At 44.3% G+C, this 19,383-nt stretch carries 21 protein-coding genes, 1 rRNA gene and 1 riboswitch; of the genes, 16 read left to right on the top strand and 6 right to left on the bottom strand.

Annotation, left to right across the window (positions count from 1 at the left end; translation table 11 throughout):
* Positions 1-99: ribosomal RNA gene (rrf, locus tag FFM73_RS07645) — 5S ribosomal RNA — on the top strand; the annotation flags it as partial.
* Positions 100-331: 232 nt separating this feature from the next.
* Positions 332-1,630: a cation:dicarboxylate symporter family transporter gene (locus FFM73_RS07640; protein ID WP_137631185.1), complete on the top strand. Its 1,299-nt coding sequence runs from the start codon at positions 332-334 to the stop codon at positions 1,628-1,630.
* Positions 1,631-2,357: 727 nt separating this feature from the next.
* Positions 2,358-2,523, bottom strand: a riboswitch (M-box (ykoK) riboswitch).
* A 75-nt stretch (positions 2,524-2,598) separates the two neighbouring features.
* On the opposite strand, the gene FFM73_RS07635 is transcribed toward FFM73_RS07640, so the two are convergent.
* Positions 2,599-3,624: a threonine aldolase family protein gene (locus FFM73_RS07635; RefSeq protein WP_137631184.1), complete on the bottom strand. Its 1,026-nt coding sequence runs from the start codon at positions 3,622-3,624 to the stop codon at positions 2,599-2,601.
* A 200-nt stretch (positions 3,625-3,824) separates the two neighbouring features.
* Between FFM73_RS07635 and FFM73_RS07630 the strand changes: the two genes are divergently transcribed.
* The 3 genes from FFM73_RS07630 (at position 3,825) to FFM73_RS07620 (ending at position 5,590) form a co-directional block, all read left to right on the top strand.
* On the top strand, positions 3,825-4,175 hold the full coding sequence (locus FFM73_RS07630; RefSeq protein WP_137631183.1) for a hypothetical protein: 351 nt from the start codon (positions 3,825-3,827) through the stop codon (positions 4,173-4,175).
* 143 nt (positions 4,176-4,318) lie between these two features.
* Positions 4,319-4,960: an SDR family oxidoreductase gene (locus FFM73_RS07625; RefSeq protein ID WP_137631182.1), complete on the top strand. Its 642-nt coding sequence runs from the start codon at positions 4,319-4,321 to the stop codon at positions 4,958-4,960.
* Positions 4,961-5,047: 87 nt separating this feature from the next.
* Entirely contained in the window at positions 5,048-5,590 is a 543-nt protein-coding gene (locus tag FFM73_RS07620; RefSeq protein ID WP_137631181.1) for a VanZ family protein, read from the top strand.
* Positions 5,591-5,664: 74 nt separating this feature from the next.
* Here FFM73_RS07620 and gnd read toward each other — a convergent pair whose 3' ends face one another.
* The 3 genes from gnd to FFM73_RS07605 form a co-directional block, all read right to left on the bottom strand.
* A complete protein-coding gene (gene gnd / locus FFM73_RS07615; RefSeq protein WP_137631180.1) occupies positions 5,665-7,101 on the bottom strand; it encodes an NADP-dependent phosphogluconate dehydrogenase in 1,437 nt (478 codons plus the stop codon).
* A gap of 274 nt (positions 7,102-7,375) precedes the next feature.
* On the bottom strand, positions 7,376-7,816 hold the full coding sequence (locus FFM73_RS07610) for a hypothetical protein (RefSeq protein WP_137631179.1): 441 nt from the start codon (positions 7,814-7,816) through the stop codon (positions 7,376-7,378).
* A gap of 156 nt (positions 7,817-7,972) precedes the next feature.
* The gene (locus tag FFM73_RS07605) at positions 7,973-9,016 is read right to left on the bottom strand and encodes an SDR family oxidoreductase (RefSeq protein WP_137631178.1); all 1,044 of its coding nucleotides are present in this window, start codon (positions 9,014-9,016) and stop codon (positions 7,973-7,975) included.
* A 103-nt stretch (positions 9,017-9,119) separates the two neighbouring features.
* Here FFM73_RS07605 and FFM73_RS07600 point away from each other — a divergent pair, with 103 nt between their 5' ends.
* Entirely contained in the window at positions 9,120-9,572 is a 453-nt protein-coding gene (locus FFM73_RS07600) for a MerR family transcriptional regulator (RefSeq protein ID WP_137631177.1), read from the top strand.
* 75 nt (positions 9,573-9,647) lie between these two features.
* On the opposite strand, the gene zwf is transcribed toward FFM73_RS07600, so the two are convergent.
* The gene (gene zwf / locus FFM73_RS07595; RefSeq protein ID WP_137631176.1) at positions 9,648-11,120 is read right to left on the bottom strand and encodes a glucose-6-phosphate dehydrogenase; all 1,473 of its coding nucleotides are present in this window, start codon (positions 11,118-11,120) and stop codon (positions 9,648-9,650) included.
* A 471-nt stretch (positions 11,121-11,591) separates the two neighbouring features.
* On the opposite strand from zwf, the gene FFM73_RS07590 reads away from it, so the two are divergent.
* Together FFM73_RS07590 and FFM73_RS07585 are read left to right on the top strand one after the other, a co-directional pair.
* Complete coding sequence (locus FFM73_RS07590; protein ID WP_137631175.1) at positions 11,592-11,810, top strand: MerR family transcriptional regulator; 219 nt, start codon at positions 11,592-11,594, stop codon at positions 11,808-11,810.
* A gap of 59 nt (positions 11,811-11,869) precedes the next feature.
* Entirely contained in the window at positions 11,870-12,307 is a 438-nt protein-coding gene (locus FFM73_RS07585; protein ID WP_137631174.1) for an Rrf2 family transcriptional regulator, read from the top strand.
* Positions 12,308-12,408: 101 nt separating this feature from the next.
* Here the strand turns inward: FFM73_RS07585 and FFM73_RS07580 are convergent, their stop codons facing one another.
* Complete coding sequence (locus tag FFM73_RS07580) at positions 12,409-12,912, bottom strand: phosphatidylglycerophosphatase A family protein (RefSeq protein ID WP_137631173.1); 504 nt, start codon at positions 12,910-12,912, stop codon at positions 12,409-12,411.
* Positions 12,913-13,038: 126 nt separating this feature from the next.
* Between FFM73_RS07580 and folB the strand changes: the two genes are divergently transcribed.
* The 8 genes from folB to aroC all read left to right on the top strand — a co-directional run bounded on the left by folB (position 13,039) and on the right by aroC (position 19,371).
* Positions 13,039-13,404: a dihydroneopterin aldolase gene (gene folB, locus FFM73_RS07575; protein ID WP_137631172.1), complete on the top strand. Its 366-nt coding sequence runs from the start codon at positions 13,039-13,041 to the stop codon at positions 13,402-13,404.
* Entirely contained in the window at positions 13,397-13,903 is a 507-nt protein-coding gene (folK, locus tag FFM73_RS07570; RefSeq protein WP_137631171.1) for a 2-amino-4-hydroxy-6-hydroxymethyldihydropteridine diphosphokinase, read from the top strand. Before folB ends, folK begins: the two co-directional genes overlap by 8 nt.
* Positions 13,893-14,462 carry a GTP cyclohydrolase I FolE gene (gene folE, locus FFM73_RS07565; RefSeq protein ID WP_137631170.1) on the top strand — a complete coding sequence of 190 codons (570 nt, stop codon included), beginning with the start codon at positions 13,893-13,895 and terminating at the stop codon, positions 14,460-14,462. Before folK ends, folE begins: the two co-directional genes overlap by 11 nt.
* Before the next feature lie 5 nt (positions 14,463-14,467).
* Complete coding sequence (locus FFM73_RS07560) at positions 14,468-15,787, top strand: bifunctional folylpolyglutamate synthase/dihydrofolate synthase (RefSeq protein ID WP_137631169.1); 1,320 nt, start codon at positions 14,468-14,470, stop codon at positions 15,785-15,787.
* Positions 15,787-16,368, top strand: a complete 582-nt coding sequence (locus FFM73_RS07555) for a non-canonical purine NTP pyrophosphatase (protein ID WP_171001242.1) — start codon at positions 15,787-15,789, stop codon at positions 16,366-16,368. The genes FFM73_RS07560 and FFM73_RS07555 overlap by 1 nt, the downstream gene beginning before the upstream one ends.
* Positions 16,369-16,370: 2 nt before the next feature.
* Complete coding sequence (gene folP / locus FFM73_RS07550) at positions 16,371-17,516, top strand: dihydropteroate synthase (protein ID WP_137631167.1); 1,146 nt, start codon at positions 16,371-16,373, stop codon at positions 17,514-17,516.
* 348 nt (positions 17,517-17,864) lie between these two features.
* Positions 17,865-18,188: a chorismate mutase gene (locus FFM73_RS07545; RefSeq protein ID WP_137631166.1), complete on the top strand. Its 324-nt coding sequence runs from the start codon at positions 17,865-17,867 to the stop codon at positions 18,186-18,188.
* 16 nt (positions 18,189-18,204) lie between these two features.
* On the top strand, positions 18,205-19,371 hold the full coding sequence (gene aroC, locus FFM73_RS07540) for a chorismate synthase (RefSeq protein ID WP_137631165.1): 1,167 nt from the start codon (positions 18,205-18,207) through the stop codon (positions 19,369-19,371).
* Positions 19,372-19,383 lie beyond the last annotated feature (12 nt).

The following is a 19,383-nucleotide window of genomic DNA, read 5'->3' as shown; positions in this document are numbered from 1 at the left end:
AAGGATACACCTGTTCCCATGCCGAACACAGTAGTTAAGCTTCAGCACGCCAAGAGTAGTTGGGGGATCGCCCCCTGCGAGGGTAGGACGTTGCCACGCAAACGAAGCAGTCATCGAGTAATCGATGACTGCTTTTTTAATTGCATAAAATAAATCAGTATAAATGAATAGAAATACAAATTAATAAAATAAAAGTTTACTCGTAAACATTGTTAAACCAGCGTTTATACGGCTTGAGCTTGTGAATTTAAAAATGAAGCACTCAGACTTAATGAGAATATGATAAAATAATAAGGAAGTGTAATAATTATTTAGATTGAGGGGCTCGAAAATGAAGCGTTATCGAGGTTATCGCTTAACCTTAGGTTGGCAGATTATGATTGGTCTGGTACTAGGCATTATTCTAGGGGTAATTTTCTATCAGAATAAGACTGCGATTACAGCAATGCAAAACATTGGGACCATGTTTATTAATATGATTCAAATGATTGTTTTACCCATTGTGGTTTCGTGTTTGACGGTTGGGATTGCTAATATGGGAGACATCAAAAAGCTCGGTCGGATTGGTGGCAAAACGATCATTTACTTTGAGTTGATGACGACAATTGCTATTATTCTTGGTCTGATAGTCGGCAACGTCTTTCATCCTGGTGACTTCATCAATATTCATCAGTTGCATTCGCAAAATATTGGGCAGTATGTTGCCACCGCTAGAACGGCGAAAGCACACAGCGGTATCTGGGCCACATTAGTGGGGATCATTCCCACTAACTTCTTTAATGCACTTAGTACTGGCGATATGATGCCGGTGATCTTCTTTAGCGTTTTCTTCGGTCTTGGAACCGCAGCGATTGGCAAGCAGGGTCAAATTATCATTGATTTTCTGCAAGCTGTTTCCGAGGTCATGTTTAAGGTGACTAACTGGGTCATGCACGCTGCACCAATTGGGGTCTGTGCGCTAATTGGTGTCACCGTTGCTCAAATGGGGCTGTCAGCACTAGCACCACTGGGATACTTTGTTTTCCTAGCGTATGCGACTATGATCGTGTTTATTCTCTTTATCATGGGCGGTGTCGGTCGAATATTTGGGCTAAATATTTTCACCTTGCTTAAGGTTATCCGGGATGAATTTATTTTGGCCTTTTCAACTGCCAGTTCAGAAGCAGTATTACCACGGATCATTGATAAAATGCAAAAGTTTGGTGTCAGCCAGGGGATCGTTTCATTTGTTGTTCCGACCGGTTATACTTTCAACTTGGATGGTTCAGCAATTTATCAATCGTTAGCTGCACTGTTTCTTGCTCAGGCTTATCATATTCACCTCAGCATCGGCCAACAGATCACCCTACTAGTTGTCTTAATGATTACTTCAAAAGGGATGGCAGGGGTGCCAGGGGCTTCCTTCGTTGTCCTGTTAGCCACCATGTCAACGATTGGTGTTCCAATGCAGGGCCTAACCTTCATTGCCGGAATTGATCGTTTAGTTGATATGGGCCGGACGTCCGTCAACGTGGTTGGTAATTCACTGGCTTCAGTGATAATTGCTAAGTCAGAAAAAGAATTTGATGAAAAGAAGGCCACGGAATTTGCGGCAACCTTCGATAAGCCAAAAAATTCTGCTACTGATTAATTAAGCAGATTAAAAATAACCGTTTAAAAAGCGCTCTGGTTAGAAAACCGGGGCGCTTTTTCGGTGCTGTCTCAATTGGCTGGATACGACAAGTAAGATTGATTCCCATCAAGCTATACTGGTCCATACTGGTCATTTTCGTTAACAATATCGACAGCGTTATAGTAAGTTTTATGATGATGGTTGACGTTCTAAAATGAAATTCTAACGCTTTGCAGCGGAAGTTAACCGCATTTAAATCTCCCCACGCAGTTCCCCACGTGGTGAAGCACATTTTAGCTGACCGACATATCACTGTCAACTGGCCAACCCGGGCACCGAGACTTAGACTGTTAACCCTTGCTTTCCCAATTCAATCGAATGATAACTTGATGGACTAACGGATTCATTCAGGATCTTCGCTGAAAATCAGCCACAACGCTGGTTACGAAGAATAATACAGTACGTAATCAAGTTATCGATCATTTTAAAAAACGCCAAATATAGGGCCGGGAAAGCCAGTGTCACAGACCAAGGAGCAAAATTTAATTTTACATTCTCCCGTGTAGATGAGTTATGACAGCTCGCTTTCCCTGGCGCGCGTGATAAGACTGCGATCCAGGATCATATGTTTCAGTTGACATAAGACTCACCTCCAATGATGGTTGCCATGCGTTAGGCGTAAAAAAACGCTCAGTCAACAATTGACTGAGCGCACTAATTTGCACACTTAAATGACCCATACAGGTCGTTTCGCCAATCGTTGAGCTTTAGCACTATACGGCGTAGTTAATGGATAACAGCCACATTAGACCGAGCCTTTTTTTAACTCGGACAGCTGACTCATTGGCGTTTTTCGACGTTTCTGAGCAGTAGCGTTTTCAGTATAGGAGCCTCACCTAACGGCTTATTCTATTTCCACATTTAAGTATACCCGGTTTTTCAAAAAATAACAACTTATCTGCTTGTTAGGTCACTAGTTTCCCACCTTATAGGAGGGCAACTAACGCATCGACTTCGGCTTCAGTGGTTGACCAGCTGGTGACTAATCGAATAGCGGTATGGGTAGCATCAACGTTTTCCCAGAAGGAGAAGTCAACGTGTTGTTTTAGTGATGCTAACTGATCGTTAGTCACCACAATAAACTGCTGGTTGGTTGGTGAATCAACTAAAAATTGATAGCCCTTATCTTTGAGCGCCCGCTTTAATTTCATGGCTAGATCGATGGCATGCTGACTGATCTTAAAGTACAGTCTATCCGTAAATAACGCGTCAAATTGAACGCCAAGCAGCCGGCCCTTAGCCAGCATAGCGCCTTGTCGCTTGATCTTCGTTGTAAAGCGCTTAGGGACATTATGTTTGGTGAAGACCACTGCTTCACCGGCGAGGGCACCAACTTTAGTCCCGCCAATGTAAAATACATCGCAGTATTTGGCAATATCAGCTAAGGTTAAATCATTAGCTGGACTCATTAGACCGTATCCTAAACGCGCGCCATCCATAAATAATGGCAGGTGATGTTGATGGCAGACTGAAGCGAGATCAGCTAATTCTTGCTTGCTATACAACGTTCCAACTTCAGTGGCAAACGAGATGTAGACCACACCCGGTGCTACCATTTGACCGTGATTTTCGTCTGCTTGCCAGTCGTTTAAATAAGTTTGGAGATTTTCCGCCGTTACCTTTCCGTCAACGCCAGGTAAGGTGAGCACTTTATGACCGGTGTACTCGATCGAGCCTGCTTCGTGAAAGTTAATGTGACCAGAGTCAGCGGCGACCACGCCTTCATCGTCATCTAATAAGTTGGAGATGACCACTTGGTTGGTCTGCGTCCCGCCGGAAATGAAAAAGACTGAAGCGTCTGGTAGCTGACAGGCAGTTTGAATCTTTTGAGCAGCCCGCTTGGTGTAGGCGTCTTGGCCGTATCCTGGTTGAGCCTCTAGATTAGTATTAACTAAAGCTTGCAGCACTTTAGGGTGGGCGCCGCGTGAATAATCATTTGCAAAAGGTAACATGGTTTTCCTCTTTTCGACTGTGTGATTGATGCTAGTTTTATTTTACACTTTTTTAGGTCATCATTGATTAAAATTAACCGTCCAAAAGGGGCAATATGAGGCTTTGAGTAGGCATCTCCCTTACAAAAAAGTGGCAAAAGAACTATACTGGAAGTGCGGACTAAAACGTAGGAGCTTTTATTAAATAAGGAGTGATCTTTGTGTTACAACCAGGCGTCGTGTTATTCGATCAATTAAGTGATGAAGCTAAGTCACGTGCAGTTCATGACTTTATTGATTTCTACCTCAAAAAAAATTCGACTAAAAGTCTTGAAATTTTGACTGATTATCCGATTCAGTATGAAATGGAACAGATTAATCATGATATTCAGCAAAATTCGAATTTCCATCCGGATCAGCTCCGTGATTACTTGTATCAAAACGATGGTGAATTCTTTGAACGGATTATTTCATCACTGGACCAGTCATTCATGGAAAATGGTGTGATGGCTGACCAATCATATGATGAATGGTATCAAAAAAAATATGATGAAATCGCTAAAGGCCTTTAATCAGAACTTTTGACGTAAATCAACCGCTGACCTCTGTGAAGACAGGGGCAGCGGCTTTTTTATGACATGATAATAGCGTTGAATCAGCATAATGAGTATAATTAGGCATTATAAACCGAGTACGTTGAACTGGAGGTAGTTGCATGAAAGTATTTGTTATTGGAGCCAACGGCAATATTGGTCGACTGATCAGCCAGCAGCTGAGTGAAAATGGGGATGATGTTGTTGCGGGAATTCGTAAGCCAGAACAGGCGGCTTTTTTTGAGGATCACCAGATTAAAACCGCACACGTTGACTTACTGGGCAAACCAGAAGTGTTAGGCGTGACGTTAGACGGGTTTGACGCGGTTATCTTTACGGCGGGCTCCGGCGGTAAAACAGGCGATGATATGACGCTATTGGTCGATCTGGATGGTGCTGTTAAAAGTATGCAGGCCGCTCAGATTGCGGGTGTTAAGCGTTACATCATGGTTAGCGCGCTATGGGCTGAAGATCGCAATCGCTGGCCTGAAGCTATCCGGCCATATTACGCTGCTAAATTCTATGCGGATGAATGGCTGCGGTACCGTACCAATTTGAAATACACCATCGTTGAGCCCGGTGCGCTGACCTTTGATAAGGGAACCGGCAAAATCAGTACCAGTGGCGTTACTGGTGGCTCGGTCGCACGCGAAGACGTAGCCAGCACAGTAGTGGCTGCGTTACAACAAACCAAAACCATCAATAAAACGATTTCAATTCTGACAGGTGACACTTTGATTTCAGAAGCATTAAAAAATATTTAAGCACCACTAATGGCTCTATCTTTCATAAATATTAACGACTATAGTAATGACTATAGTTGTTAATATTTATGAAAGAGGAGCGTTTGGATGACAAGTGATGTGCAATGGCTGCCCTATCTGGCCTACGTTTTTATGGTCCTGATCGGGATAGGGGTCTTAGTTGATCGAAAGAGAACCTTAGGGCAAATGATGACCATAGTGACCTTTGGCTTTTACCTTGCCGTCGTGGGTTATTTGACCTTAACGCCAACCTCGTATGCCTTTGGCAGCGTGCCCACTATGAAACCATTCTGGGTCGGTAATGCGCCAACTAACCCAATCCCATTTCGGGGAATCGAGATGGATTTTTACCTGAACATTTTAATGATGGTGCCCATGGGGATCTACCTTAAATTACTGAGTAAAGCTAATTTTCGTCAAATTGTTGGCTTAGGATTTTTGATTGGGATCGGTATCGAAAGTACTCAATTCCTATTGGATAGTTTTTTACAGCTGTCACGGTGGGTTGATATCAATGATGTTATCACTAACGCTGGTGGGGTTATTGTTGGATATGTGATCATCCTATTTTTGCAGCATTCTCCATTGAAACGAATTGTCAGCTATTTTTCGTTAAAACAGTTAACGTAAGTGTGTAATCTAAAAAAGCGACTGGTCGATTTCGACCAGCCGCTTTTTAATTGGCTAAATAACTGCCAAATTTTTTATTGTTCTTTGTACCAAGTGTAGTGGTACAGACCCTTACGATCAGTACGTTCGTAAGTGTGGGCACCGAAGTAGTCCCGTTGTGCTTGTAATAAGTTAGCAGGTAATACTTCTGAACGATATGAATCGTAGTAAGTAATTGCGGCACTGAATGATGGTACTGGAACACCCATCTTAACAGCTAAGGCAACGACTTCACGAGTTGATTCTTGATACTTCGCAGCAATGTCCTTGAAGTAATCGTCCAACAGTAAGTTAGTCAAATCAGGCTTCTTGTCGTAAGCATCGGTAATGTTTTGCAAGAATTGTGCACGGATGATGCAGCCGGCACGCCAGATTTGAGCTAATTGACCAAACTTCAAGTCCCACTTGTAGTTTTCTGAAGCAAACCGAAGTTGTTCGAAGCCTTGAGCGTAACTCATGATCTTACTGAAGTAGAGGGCTTGACGAATCTTTTCAACCATTTCCTTCTTGTCACCGATTTCTTCATTAGCCTTTGGTGCAGCTAAGGTCTTAGAAGCAGTAACACGTTCGTCCTTCATCATTGAGATGTAACGGGCATAAACGGCTTCGGTAATAACGGATTGTGGTACTTCAACGTTCAATGCATCTTCTGAACTCCACTTACCAGTACCCTTGTTGTTACCACGGTCTAGGATCATGTCAACGATTGGCTTGGTCTTGTCATCGCCAAGATCGTCTTTACGTGACAAAATGTCAGCAGTGATTTCAACTAAGTAACTGTTAAGTTCACCTTTGTTCCAATCCTTGAAGATACCAGCCATTTCATCAACGGAAATGCCTAAGACATTACGCATGATGTTGTAGCTTTCATCGATCAGCTCTTCATCACCATATTCGATACCGTTGTGCACCATCTTAACGTAGTGACCAGCACCATTAGGTCCGATATAAGCAACACATGGCTTGCCATCTTGGTCAGCCTTAGCTGAGATCTTTTCAAGAATTGGGGCAACCAAATCATAAGCTTCTTTTTGACCACCAGGCATCAGTGAAGGACCTTGGAGGGCACCAAGTTCACCACCAGAAACACCCATACCAATAAAGTTGATTCCTGATTTATCGAGTTTAGCATTACGTGCCATCGTATCATGGAAGTTAGTGTTACCACCATCAATTAAAACATCACCCTTGTCGAGTAATGGAATTAATTCATCAATGACAGCATCAGTTGGTTTACCAGCTTTAACCATCAAGAGAATCCGACGAGGTTTTTCTAGAGAGTCAACAAAGTCTTCGATTGTGTGACTTGGAACCAGTTTCTTTTCACTGTGATCCTTCATCACTTGATCAGTCTTTGAAGCTGTACGGTTATAGATACCAACAGTGAAGCCGCGGCTTTCGATGTTAAGGGCTAAGTTCTTGCCCATAACAGCCATTCCGACAACACCAATGTTTGCTAATTTATCTGCCATTACAAACCTTCCTTTAATAAAATATTAGTTGAAGCACAATATTAGTTTAACATTTCACAATGAAAATGTGAAGAAATAGCGCCAATTTAAAGAATAAATAGTAAGTTGAAAAGTTAATGACTGATTGAAATGAAGTGCTTTCAAATAAATTATTGACTTTGAAAGCAAGAAAGACTTCGCAAGCACTTTACTTGTGAAACAGAGTGTTTAATTAAATAGATAGTTGCAATATTTAGGCTAAATTTGCGCCATTTTACTGCGATTAACTTAAAAACTATTTCTTATAAAGCGTTTGGCTTTTAGTGATCCATTTAAAGCTGTGATGATGTTGTTTGTATTGGGAGGTTGACTGTTCCTTTAACGCACGGCCTTTTTTGTAATACATAGTATCTTCCTGACCACCGCGATACATCCCACTTTTTACCCCATGTCCTATGATGCGGTAATAATGACCGTACTTTTTATATTTGACGTTTTTAACGTAGATCTGCGGCATACCTGAAGATTGATCAACGGTGTGATTGGCACTAATGATACTGATTGGACCAAACCCAAGGGCACTGTGTTTAGGCAGTTTACCCTGATACTTACCTCTCAAAGCTTTCGGTGTTCCATGATGCCACGAAGATGCGCTGACAGTTGTGGATTGGCCAATACCAACTACTAGACCAACCGCGATAGCAGCGCCAATCAGACATTTTTTCCACAGTTTCATATTTAACTGCCTCCTTTTAATGCTTTAATTATAGCGCCATTAATTTAAACTAAACAAGTTGATGAGTAGTATTTGGCTGAAATAGAAAAAACGCCGCCACTTTGTTCGTGACCACGTTGTTATGTTCAACTTAATGTGTTTTGTGATTGAGGTGAGTTATGCTTTAATTTCGCCCGCTGCGATCAAGGAATCGACTGCTTTTAAAATTGCAGTTTTGCTTGAACTGATAGGTTTCCAGCCAAGAACTTGTTTGGCCTTTTGATTACTGACGTGGGGGCTGAGTGACAGCATTAGCCGACCTTCTTTAGCGCTATTATTGAACAGGGCACCAAGCTTGAGGACAAAATCCGGTAACGTCTTAGTTGGCAGTTTTGCTGCCAATTCTGGGCGGCTTTTACGGATGACCGCCACCATGTCCATCATCGAAAGTGCATCACCATCTTCGATAGCTAAGAAACGTTGACCGTTAGCTTCAGGGGTGGTCATTGCGCGGACGTGGATGTCAGCTACATCGCGGACATCGACCACGTTGACGTGAATGTTTGGCACCATTTTCAGCGAACCATCCAAAAGGTTTTTGACGATGCCAAAGCTGCCGGAAACGTGGTTATCCAATGAAGGTCCAAGCATGGCGCCAGGGTTAACCGTCGTGAATTCTAAGGAACTGTTAGTCTTTTTGAGGTAGTCCCAAGCTTGCTTTTCAGCAATTAATTTGGACCGTTCATACAGTGACAGTCCTGGTTCATCAGGATCAGTCCAATCGGCTTCGGTGGTCACTCGTTTTGGATCCTTATTACTGAAGCCGACAGCACCAAAGTTAGCGGTCATCACGACCCGTTTAACGCCAGCTTTTTCCGCAGCTTTGATAATGCGTAAAGTTCCTTCAGTAGCGACCTGAGCCATGGCTTCAGAACCTTGATTGCCGTTAACAAAGACCGGTGCAGCCACGCTCATGACGTAGGTGACATCAGTCATGGTAGCCGGCCAATCGGCATCTTTGGTTAAATCAGCTTGGACAAAACTCAGTTGATTTAAATTCGGGGTATCGGTGTTAGCTAACGTCGTTTTAACCTGGTCCTGGCGATTTAAACGCCGTAAAGTTGCGCGAACCGGGTAGCCTGCAGTGAGTAGTTGTTTAATAATGTGCATGGCCAAAAAGCCGTTACCACCAGTGACTAATACTAAGTTGTTATTCTTCATTAATGATCATCCTTTGCTTGTGTTTTTGAGGGCGTTAAGTTAGTATGACTATACTAAACCCTAGACATCACTCTAGGGCAAGCGCAAAAAGGAGTTTTTGATAATGACTTACTCAATTAAAGAAGTTTCAGAAAAAACTGGCTTATCCATATATACTCTGCGCTTCTATGATAAACAGGGGCTGTTACCTTTTGTAGCCAGGAATTCATCTGGGTACCGGGCGTTTACGGACGGTGATTTAAGCCTAATACACACGATTAACTGTTTAAAAAATACCGGGATGAAGATTAAGACTATTCGCCAATACATTGATTACGTGATGCAGGGACCGGCTACGATCAAACAGCGCGAAGCCATGCTATTAGCGCATCGGAAAACGGTGGAAGCACAGCAACGAAAAATTGCTGAAAACCTGCAGGAAATTGATTACAAACTAAACGTTTATCAGTCGCCGGATGCGGTTGCAACGGTGACTAAGGAGCAGCAGTTTGTTCAACAGGAAAAGTTAGCTAACCAGTTACCAAATCCCTATGCACAAACGATTTTGTCAAAGTAATGATTCTATCGTAAAAAAAACGACCCGCATTCCGTTATTCGGAATGCGGGTCGTTTTGATTTTAAATGTAATAAGTTACTTGTTTAAACGGTATACCCATTGACGGTGATCACGGGTGATCAATTCGTCAGCGGCTGCAGGACCCATTGAACCTGGAGTGTAGTTAGGGAACTCTGGTTTTTGTAAGTCCCAAACCTTGCGAATTTGGTCAACGAAGCGCCATGCGTAGGAAACTTCTTGCCAACTTGAGAAGTTGGTACCGTCACCCTTCATAACGTCGTGGATCAAACGTTCGTATGGTTCTGGAGTAGCCTTGGAATCCTTAGCATCAACGAAGTAGTCCAAATTGATTGGTTCAGTTTGGAAACCTTGACCATTAGTCTTGGCGTTCAGACGTAGTGAGAAACCAGCATGTGGTTCGATGTACATCGTCAAAACGTTAGCTTCCAATGGTGCGTTATGGTTTTGTGGGAAGGAGAAGATGTCGATCAACGGCTTCTTGAAGACAACGTCCACGCGGGTGAACTTGTCAGCTAACATCTTACCAGTCCGGATGTAGAATGGGGTGCCTGACCAACGGTAGTTATCAAATAATAACTTACCAGCAACGAAGGTATCGTTGTTTGAATCGTGAGGGACATTATCTTCATCACGATAAGCACGTTGGTCGTCGCCAGGGCCATATTGACCACGGACGAAGTTAGTTGAAGCTTCGGCTACGTTGTAAACCCGTAATGAACGTAAAGCCTTCACTTTTTCAGCCCGGATATCAACGTCGGTGAATGAAACGGGTTGTTCCATGGCAAGTAGACTGACGATTTGCATAATATGGTTTTGAACCATGTCACGTAAGGCACCAGAATTGTCATAGTATGAAGCCCGTTCTTCAACACCCAGTTTTTCGGATAAAGTAACTTGGATGTTATCGATGTAACGGTTGTTCCAGAGGGATTCAACCAGTGTGTTACCGAAACGAACAGCTTCGATGTTTTGAATCATTTCCTTACCTAAGTAATGGTCGATTCGGAAGATTTGCTTTTCATCGAATGACTTGCTTAAGGCATCGTTTAATTGTTGTGCGGAATCATAGTCGCGGCCAAATGGCTTTTCGATGACAACCCGGTCGAAACCATCAGTGTCAGTCAAGCCTTCAGACTTCAAATAACCGGCAACAGTGCCGAAGAATGATGGGGCAAGTGATAAGTAGAAGATCCGGTTACCATTCAACTTGAACTTCTTGTCCATTTCATCGGCCCGTTTTTTCATGACTTGGTAATGTGCCTTGTCAGTAACGTCGTGGGCTTCGTAACCAAAGTGGGAAACGAATTTGAGCGCTTCCTTATCAGTTTTGGCAGTGCCAAGAGATTTTAGAACGTTTTGTTGAAATTGTTCGTCAGTTAATTTTTCACGAGAAGTACCGATAACACCAAAGTGTTCTCTTAAAGTACCTTTTTTGTATAAGTTAAACATGGAAGGATAAAGTTTCCGGTAAGCTAGGTCACCAGTCCCGCCAAAGAAGATAAATAGTGAGGTTCTTTCTGCAGCCAATACAGTCACTCCTTAAATTTTGTGAGGTAAAGTAGTCAATGACGAGTGCGTCTTAGGCAAACTAATATCGTCTAGACCACTCGTGTCGGAATTATTATATAACAAATTCACAGTAAATAAAGGGAATTAAGAAAACTTTTTTCAATCAGATTGTAAATTTATTCAGTAAATAGCTACAAACCTATATGAAAAAAGCTTTCATGTAAAACGACAATTTTGAAAGAAAACTGTGTAAAATTAAAAAAGACGGTTAAATTTTAATTTTTCAAACGAAAAGAACCTAACTAGCCAATTTACAACGCAGTGGTTTAAAGTTCCTTATTAGGATACCGGTATTTATTGACTGCTTCAAGTTTTTTTCAAACTAGTTAGTATATGGCTGGTAATTGGACATCAATAATAGGGCTGTTGCATTTATGGATAGACAGTGTAAAATATCTTTGATAATCATTGAAAGGATAGGTAAAGCTGATGACTTTGAGCGAGATTGCAGTGCAGTCAGGCCTCGAACCAGAACAAATTACCGCGTTCACTCGAGCTGGACTGCTACCCTGTAAGGATGAGACTGGTGCTTATTCAGACCAGGACCTCTACTGGTTAGATATGGTGAACTGTTTTGTTGAAAACGGTTCGTCGGTAGAAGACCTCAAAACATTACTGCCACTATGTGAATCAAAGGTGGAGATGTAAATTTGGAATATCGCCTCGACTCACAGTACGATGAGTCAACCGAAAGTTGAGAAAATAATATGAAATTTTCACATAAATTGAGCGATGGCGTGCATATTTTGGCTTACGTCAATATTTACCATGATGGTGACCTATCCAGCCAGGCCATTGCTGCCAGTATCGAATCTAATCCGAGCCTAATTCGCCGGTTAATGTCGAAACTGGTTAAAGCCGGCTTACTAAATAGTCAGCCTGGGACCATTGCGCCGGCGCTAGCTCGCCCTGCAGCTGAAATCAGTTTACTGGACATTTACCATGCAGTTGAAGATCATCAGCAACTGCTGCACGTTGATGAAAAAACTAACCCTAAGTGTATTGTGGGTGGCAACATTCAGGAAACTTTGGATAACGTGTATGCGGAAATTCAAAATGAGACTAAAGTCGCTATGCAAAAGGTTGATCTGCAAGCCATCATTGACGACATCCTCGTACGCGAACAGCGTAAAGCTACGGATTAATTAAAGTCAGGTTCAATACGGTAATCACAAAACTAGGCAGCTAACTATCATTTCATCATGATAGTTAGCTGCCTAGTTTTGGTTAGCAATTTTTTTCGTAATCAAGCGTACTTATGAGCTAGCTTAGCGCCAGCAGCTGCCGCAATGGCTGCGATAATATCATCTAAAAAGGTGTTGACGCCCTTGCCTTGAACGGTGTCTAAACGTTTTAGAATACCATGCTTTACACGGTCTAAATAGCCAAAGTTAGTGGTGGCAATCTTACCGTAGATCCCAGAGATGCCCCCTTCAGCTAGTAATTCGTCAACGCCAAAAACACCAGCATCATTTTCGACAATGCTTTGCAGCGGTTCGGGCAGGGCCTTCTTGGTCGCCATCTGATCCAGCGCAATGCCCACCATCGCGTTATTCATAACTTCGCGCTTATGCAGCACGTCGATCACAGCTGACGTAGCTTCTTCTTCCGTCAGTTCAGGAATGAATTGCAGCTGCATTTTATAAGTAATAGACGCAATATCATCGATCTTAATATCTTTGGTTTTGAAGTAGGCCATGATACAGTCGTAGGCGGCCGTATCTGGATACTTAAAGTTTCGGTTGTTCAACTTCATCATCCTTTCAAACAGACATTAGTTCTAGTGTACCAAAAATCGTGGATTATAGATGTTTAAACCTAGAGATGATGGTAAAATAGAAACAATTTATTTCCATATTAGAGGAGGAATGCCACCATGGGCGTTATTCGTATTAATAATCTCAAGTTTCATACCTTTAATGGTGTATTTCCTGAAGAACGTAAAAATGGTCAGCAATTGGCCATTGATGTCGCACTGCACTATCCAATTGAAAAGCGAGTGCAGCACGATGATTTGGACGAAACCATCAGTTATGCGGATGTGAACGCGACTATTGATCAGTTCGTTCATACTCATTCCTATAAATTAATTGAATCACTGGCAAATGAAGTGCTAAAAAAGCTCTTAAAAACGTTTCCCATGGCCACTAAAATCACGCTAAAAATCCGTAAGTATAGTGTGCCGATGCCGGGAATCTTTGATAACGTGGAAATTGAAGTTTCGGGTGAAAATCATGAGTGAGCAAGTTTATTTAAGTATTGGTTCGAACATTGGTGAGCGGATTGCCAACCTGACTCAGGCGGTTAAGCTGCTTCAAAACAATGCCAACGTGCAAATCCAAGCCGTTTCTTCAGTCTACGAAACGCAACCGTGGGGCAATTTAGACCAGGCTAATTTTTATAACATTGCCGTTTCAATAACCACCACACTGACACCGCAGCGTTTATTAGACGTGCTTCACGATATTGAACAGGCCGGTCACAGACGGCGGTTGCAGCATTGGGGACCGCGGACCATTGATTTAGATATCGTGTACTGGGGTAATCGGCAGATCAACACGGCAACGTTGACCGTGCCGCACCCACACGCCCACGAGCGGAATTTTGTATTGTTACCGGTACAGGAAATTGCTGGTGACGATTCGCAGGTTAAACCACAAGTAGACGCTGCCTTGGCAGAAAAGGCAGATACAAGTTGGATCAAAAAAGTAGAAGGAGCCGCTATAAAATATGATAGATGACGCAAATCAGAAAAAAATCGAACAGGCAGTCAAAATGATTTTAGAGGCGGTGGGTGAAGATCCTAATCGCGAAGGCCTAGTTGAAACCCCGGCGCGAGTCGCCCGAATGTATAACGAAGTATTTTCTTCAGTGAAGGCCCCAGCGTTTGATAATTACAAACTCTTTCCGGTGGACGAGACCACCGAAATGGTGCTGATCAAAGATATTTCGTTTTACTCCATGTGCGAACACCACTTACTGCCGTTTTTTGGAACGGTGGATGTGGCTTATATTCCTAATCATCAGCGGGTCATGGGGCTCAGCAAGATTCCCCGGCTGATCAACTATTGTGCTAAGCGGCCCAACGTTCAGGAACGCATGACCGTGAATATTGCTAAGGAACTGACGCGCATCTTAGATCCAAAGGGCATCGCGATTTCCGTTTCAGCCCGCCATATGTGCATGGAAATGCGCGGAGTTGAAAAAACGGGCAGTCAGACTGAAACCAGTTATTACACTGGGGTATTCAAGTCCGACCGCGACCTTAAGCAGGAATTCTTACAGCGAATTAACGGGTGATAATAGTGAATCAACAAACGATACATGAAATGTACCAACAACTGGTTGACCAGTTTAACCAGGCGCGCTTGGTGGGCGATAATAACCGGGTCCCCTTACTGCGAAAGATTGTGGCAGCACTGGATCATCCGGATCAGCACTACCACGTGATCCACATTGCCGGCACCAACGGCAAGGGGTCAACTGGCGCCATGTTAAGCGCAATTTTGGAGGCGCAGGGTTATCAGGTTGGCCGGTTCAACAGTCCCGCCATTTTAAATGACCGTGAGCAGATTCAGTTTAACCATCAGTGGATCACGGAAGCGGCTTTTATTGATAGCTATAACGAAATCAAACCGGTGATTAAGCGGCTTGGGCTGAAAACAACGGATGTTTCAATTTTTGAATGGCAGTTTTTGATCAGTCTGATCTGGTATCGCAATCAACGGGCGGACTACGTGATCTTAGAAGCCGGGTTGGGCGGCCTGACGGATGCGACCAATGCCATCAGTGCCCCGCAACTGACCATCTTTACGCGCATTGCCATGGATCATATGCAGATCTTAGGCGATACGCTGACTAAAATTGCGACGCAAAAATCGAAAATTATTAAACCGGGGACGACGGTGGTGACGCTGTCTGATCAAGCACCTGAAGCCTTAAATGTCCTGCAAAAAGAGACGCAAAAACAGGATGTTTCTCTGGTGGCACCTCAAACGAAAGTGACGATCTTAAAGCGCAGTTTTACTGGCATGACGGTTCAGCTTCACAGTGAGCTGTTTGACTGGCCGGCGTTGACCCTAAACGTCGCGGGAGATTTTCAAAGCGAAAACGTCACGTTAGTTCTGACGGCAGTGGTCGTTTTAAGAAAACAAATGGTGACGTTATCCGATGAAGCCGTTAAAACTGGTCTGCAACGAATTCAGCTACCGGGACGACTGACCGTGATCTCACAGCACCCGCTGATTGTGGTGGATGTTGCCCATAATCCAGATGGCATGGCAGCGTTGACGAACAGTTTAAGACCACTGATCAAACAGTTTTCAGTAACGTGGATCGTTGGTTTCTTGGCTGACAAAGCGGTGACGCCAATGCTGAAATTACTGTTACCACTAGCTGAACGCGTGCTGACCGTGACTCCGGATAATCCACAACGGGCATTATCTGGGACGCAGTTAGCCAGTCAGATCCAGGAACTTTCACCGACAGCTAACGTCCAGCCTATGGCGAATATGTCGCAAGCCATGCAGATGGCTCGCCAAACGTTGCCCGAAAACGGCATGATCGTGGTCGGCGGTTCATTTTACGTGGTCCGCGAACTGGCAGCAATGGGTGGTGGTCTATAGTGAAATGGTTAATTGCATCAAATAATCAGTATAAAACGCAAGATTTAATCAAGTGTTTGGCATTCTACGGCATTCAGGCGGTTTCCTATACGGCTGAATTGCCCAAAGTCACGTTTCCAACGGAACAAACGGTCAGTTACGCCGCTAATGCATTACGGAAAGCCCAATTTGTAGCGGGTTTGACGACTAAGGGGGTCATTGCTGACGATAGCGGGATTGAAATTCCCGTGCTTGGCAAACACCTGGGCGTGACAACTAAACGCGAACTGCACCAAGATGTTGCCCACAGTGATAACCAAACTATTTTAAACGCCATGCAGGGACGCTTGGATCGGCGGGCAACCATGATCAGTACGCTGGTGGCCATTGCACCGGGACAGTCGCCAGTGACGGTTAGCGGCCGTGTGAGCGGCACCTTAGCGAAACAGACTCAGGGGACTTATTCCACGGGATTTGATAAACTGTTTATCCTGCCCCACCAGCAACACACATTAGCGCAATTACCTGACGCACAACGGCTGCCACTGACCCATCGCGGACTAGCAGCCAAGCAATTAGCGGCAGAATTGAGAGGAGTTTAAAGATGCAAGTTCAAGAGATGACCAACCAGTTTCAACACGCCACTGATTTTCAAAGCCAGGCGTTATACCAATTGGCACAGCAACAACGATTAGTTGCCCTGCAGTTCACGGCAGTTACCACTTCGGAAACGTCCCAGTTGCAAAAACGGCTCCGCCAACTAGATGCCGTTGTCAGTGTTAACCAGGACACCGTTTGGGGGCTGCTCACGTTGCCAGCATTGCGGCTATTAGTTCAGCACTGGCCAGATTGGTTTTCAGCCGAAGAGGCAGTTGAATCATCATTAAAACAAATTTTGGCTGCTCATGCATTAGACTGGCAAGTGGCTGGCAAACGGTTTGAACTCCGTGATACGTCAATGATCTACGGTATTATGAACATTACGCCGGATTCATTTTATGATGGGGGCCGTTATACGACTATGGATACCGTTTTAGCGCACGTATCACAGATGATAGAAGCCGGGGCTGACGTGATCGAAGTTAACGGTCAGACTACTCGGCCAGGTTACACCGAAGTGACGCCTAAAGTTGAACTAGAGCGGACGATTCCGTATATCAAGGCCATTAAGAGTCGTTTCCCAGAGGCAGTACTGGCGATTGATACCTATAAGGTACCAGTGATGGCAGCAGCCATTGATGCTGGCGTGGCCATTATTAATGACATCAACAGTTTCACGGATGATCCGGCCAAGGTGAAGCTGATGGCGCAATCTGACGTGGGCCTGCTGACCATGCTAAACGGGCGAGATTTTGATTTTCAGGTGATGACGGATGAGGCTCACCAGTTCTTCGAGGGTAATTTAAATGCCCTGACCGCAGCTGGTATTGATCGTGATCGTATCGCTATTGATCAAGGATTAGGCTATGCTAATGATAAAGTCCAACATGATGATCAGGATTACGCTATCATGAACAACACTAACCAGTTCAACGACCTTAACCGGCCAATGATGGTGGCCGTTTCACGGAAGGGCTACCTGCATAACCTGCTGGGGCTCAAAAAGGATGACCGGCTGCCAATGACGCTGGTCAGCGAAGTGGCCATGATGCAAAAGGGCGGTAAAATTATTCGGGTGCACGATGTTAAAGAGACCCGGCAAATGGTAACGCTGCTAGACCGCATTAATCAGGGCTACTGGTTAGTCTAAAAAAGACGCGTAGCAGTGGTTATTTTAAAGTGAGAAAAGAATAAATGTTGACTAAAATTTCTCAATATGTTTTAATGAAAACAATCTAAATGAGAAGGGATCAATGACAATGAAGACACAGTTAGCTCAAGTTAATGCGTATTGGTACGGTTATTACTTTAGTTAGCGTCCGCAACTTTAAATGCGGACGCCAAAATCGCGTTCGCGTCTAAAGCAAGCCGTCAATTTGTCGTGCCAGCTAGACGTGAAGTTTCTAGCTGGACTACGTTGATTCCGTAAAGGGAATAATGAAAGCCAGCTAGATCGTCTAGCTGGCTTTTTTCGTACCACAAATAAGGAGTGATTTAAATGATGGAAACAAAGGATAATGCAACAGGTGCGTGGCAACCCAACGAATTAACGGCTGCCCGGCAGCAGATCAATGATATTGATGATCAGCTCGTCACGCTTTTAGCCCAACGGTTTGAAGCGGTGACGAAGGTGAATGAAGCTAAAAAGACAGCCAACTTGCCAATTATGGATCACGGTCGGGAAGATCAGGTGCTTGACCGCGTAACGGGAAACGATCCGAATCCGGAAACCAGAGCCTATATGCGCCATATTTTTGCAACCATCATGAAGAACTCCAGAGACTACCAAGATTACTTAACGAAGATGAAACGGACTCACTAAAAAGGGGATTAAAACTATGAATTACTTAACTGCAGGCGAATCACACGGACCGCAGCTCACCGGGATCATTGAAGGCTTACCGGCTGGCTTACTACTGGACATTGATGCCATTAATGCGCAATTAGCAGCCCGCCAAGGCGGCTACGGTCGGGGCAGCCGGCAAAAAATCGAACATGATGAAGTCACCATTGTCGGTGGTGTTCGCCACAAGAAAACACTGGGTTCACCGATTGCATTAGTCGTCAATAACCGTGATCACGCCCACTGGGGTAAGATCATGGACCCAATCGCCGATGAAACCGCGGAGAATTCCCTGCGTAAAGTTGAACGGCCACGACCAGGGCATGCTGATCTGGTTGGCGGGATGAAATACAATCACCGCGACCTACGGAACGTTTTGGAACGCTCAAGTGCCCGGGAAACTGCCATGCGGGTGGCTATTGGTGCCATTTCAAAACAGCTATTGCAGCAGTTAGGTATTGATATTGTGGGCTATGTACAGCAGATCGGTTCAATAGCAGCGGATGACCAAGCGCCATTGGATGTAGATGAAATTAATCAGCTGATCAGCCAAAATGATCTGCGGGTGGTTCAAGGCGATAAGGTTGAAGCCATTCATAATCTGATCGATCAAACAAAGAAGGATGGCGATACACTGGGCGGCATTGTCCGGGTAGTCGCCACCAACGTGCCCGCTGGCTTGGGCAGTTACATCAGCTGGGATACGAAATTAGATGGTAAGATTGCCGCGGCCGTCATGGGTGTCAATGCCATGAAGGGGGTTGAAATCGGTGATGGCTTCAAGGCCGCCACTAGTTTCGGCAGTCAAGTGATGGATGAAATCGACTGGCATGCAGGTGAAGGCTTCACCCGTGAGTCGGATCATTTAGGCGGTTTTGAAGGTGGGATGACTAACGGGATGCCAATCATTGTTAAGGCGGCGATGAAGCCCATCCCAACGTTGTACAAGCCACTGCAAAGCGTTGACGTTGAAACTAAGGAAGTTAAGAAGGCCAGCGTTGAACGCTCTGACACGACAGCCATCGTGCCGGCTTCCATCGTAATCGAAAGCGTGGTTGCTATTGAGTTAGCTAAGGCAATCACCGACACCTTCGACGGTAGTAACATGGATCGTTTGAAGGCTCAGCTAAAGGCTTACCGTGAAGAACTCAAAAACTACTAGAGGAAGATTGCA

It is taken from the genome of Secundilactobacillus hailunensis (assembly GCF_005405185.1).
GTDB lineage: Bacteria > Bacillota > Bacilli > Lactobacillales > Lactobacillaceae > Secundilactobacillus > Secundilactobacillus hailunensis.
This window is presented reverse-complemented; position numbering and strand designations above follow the sequence as displayed.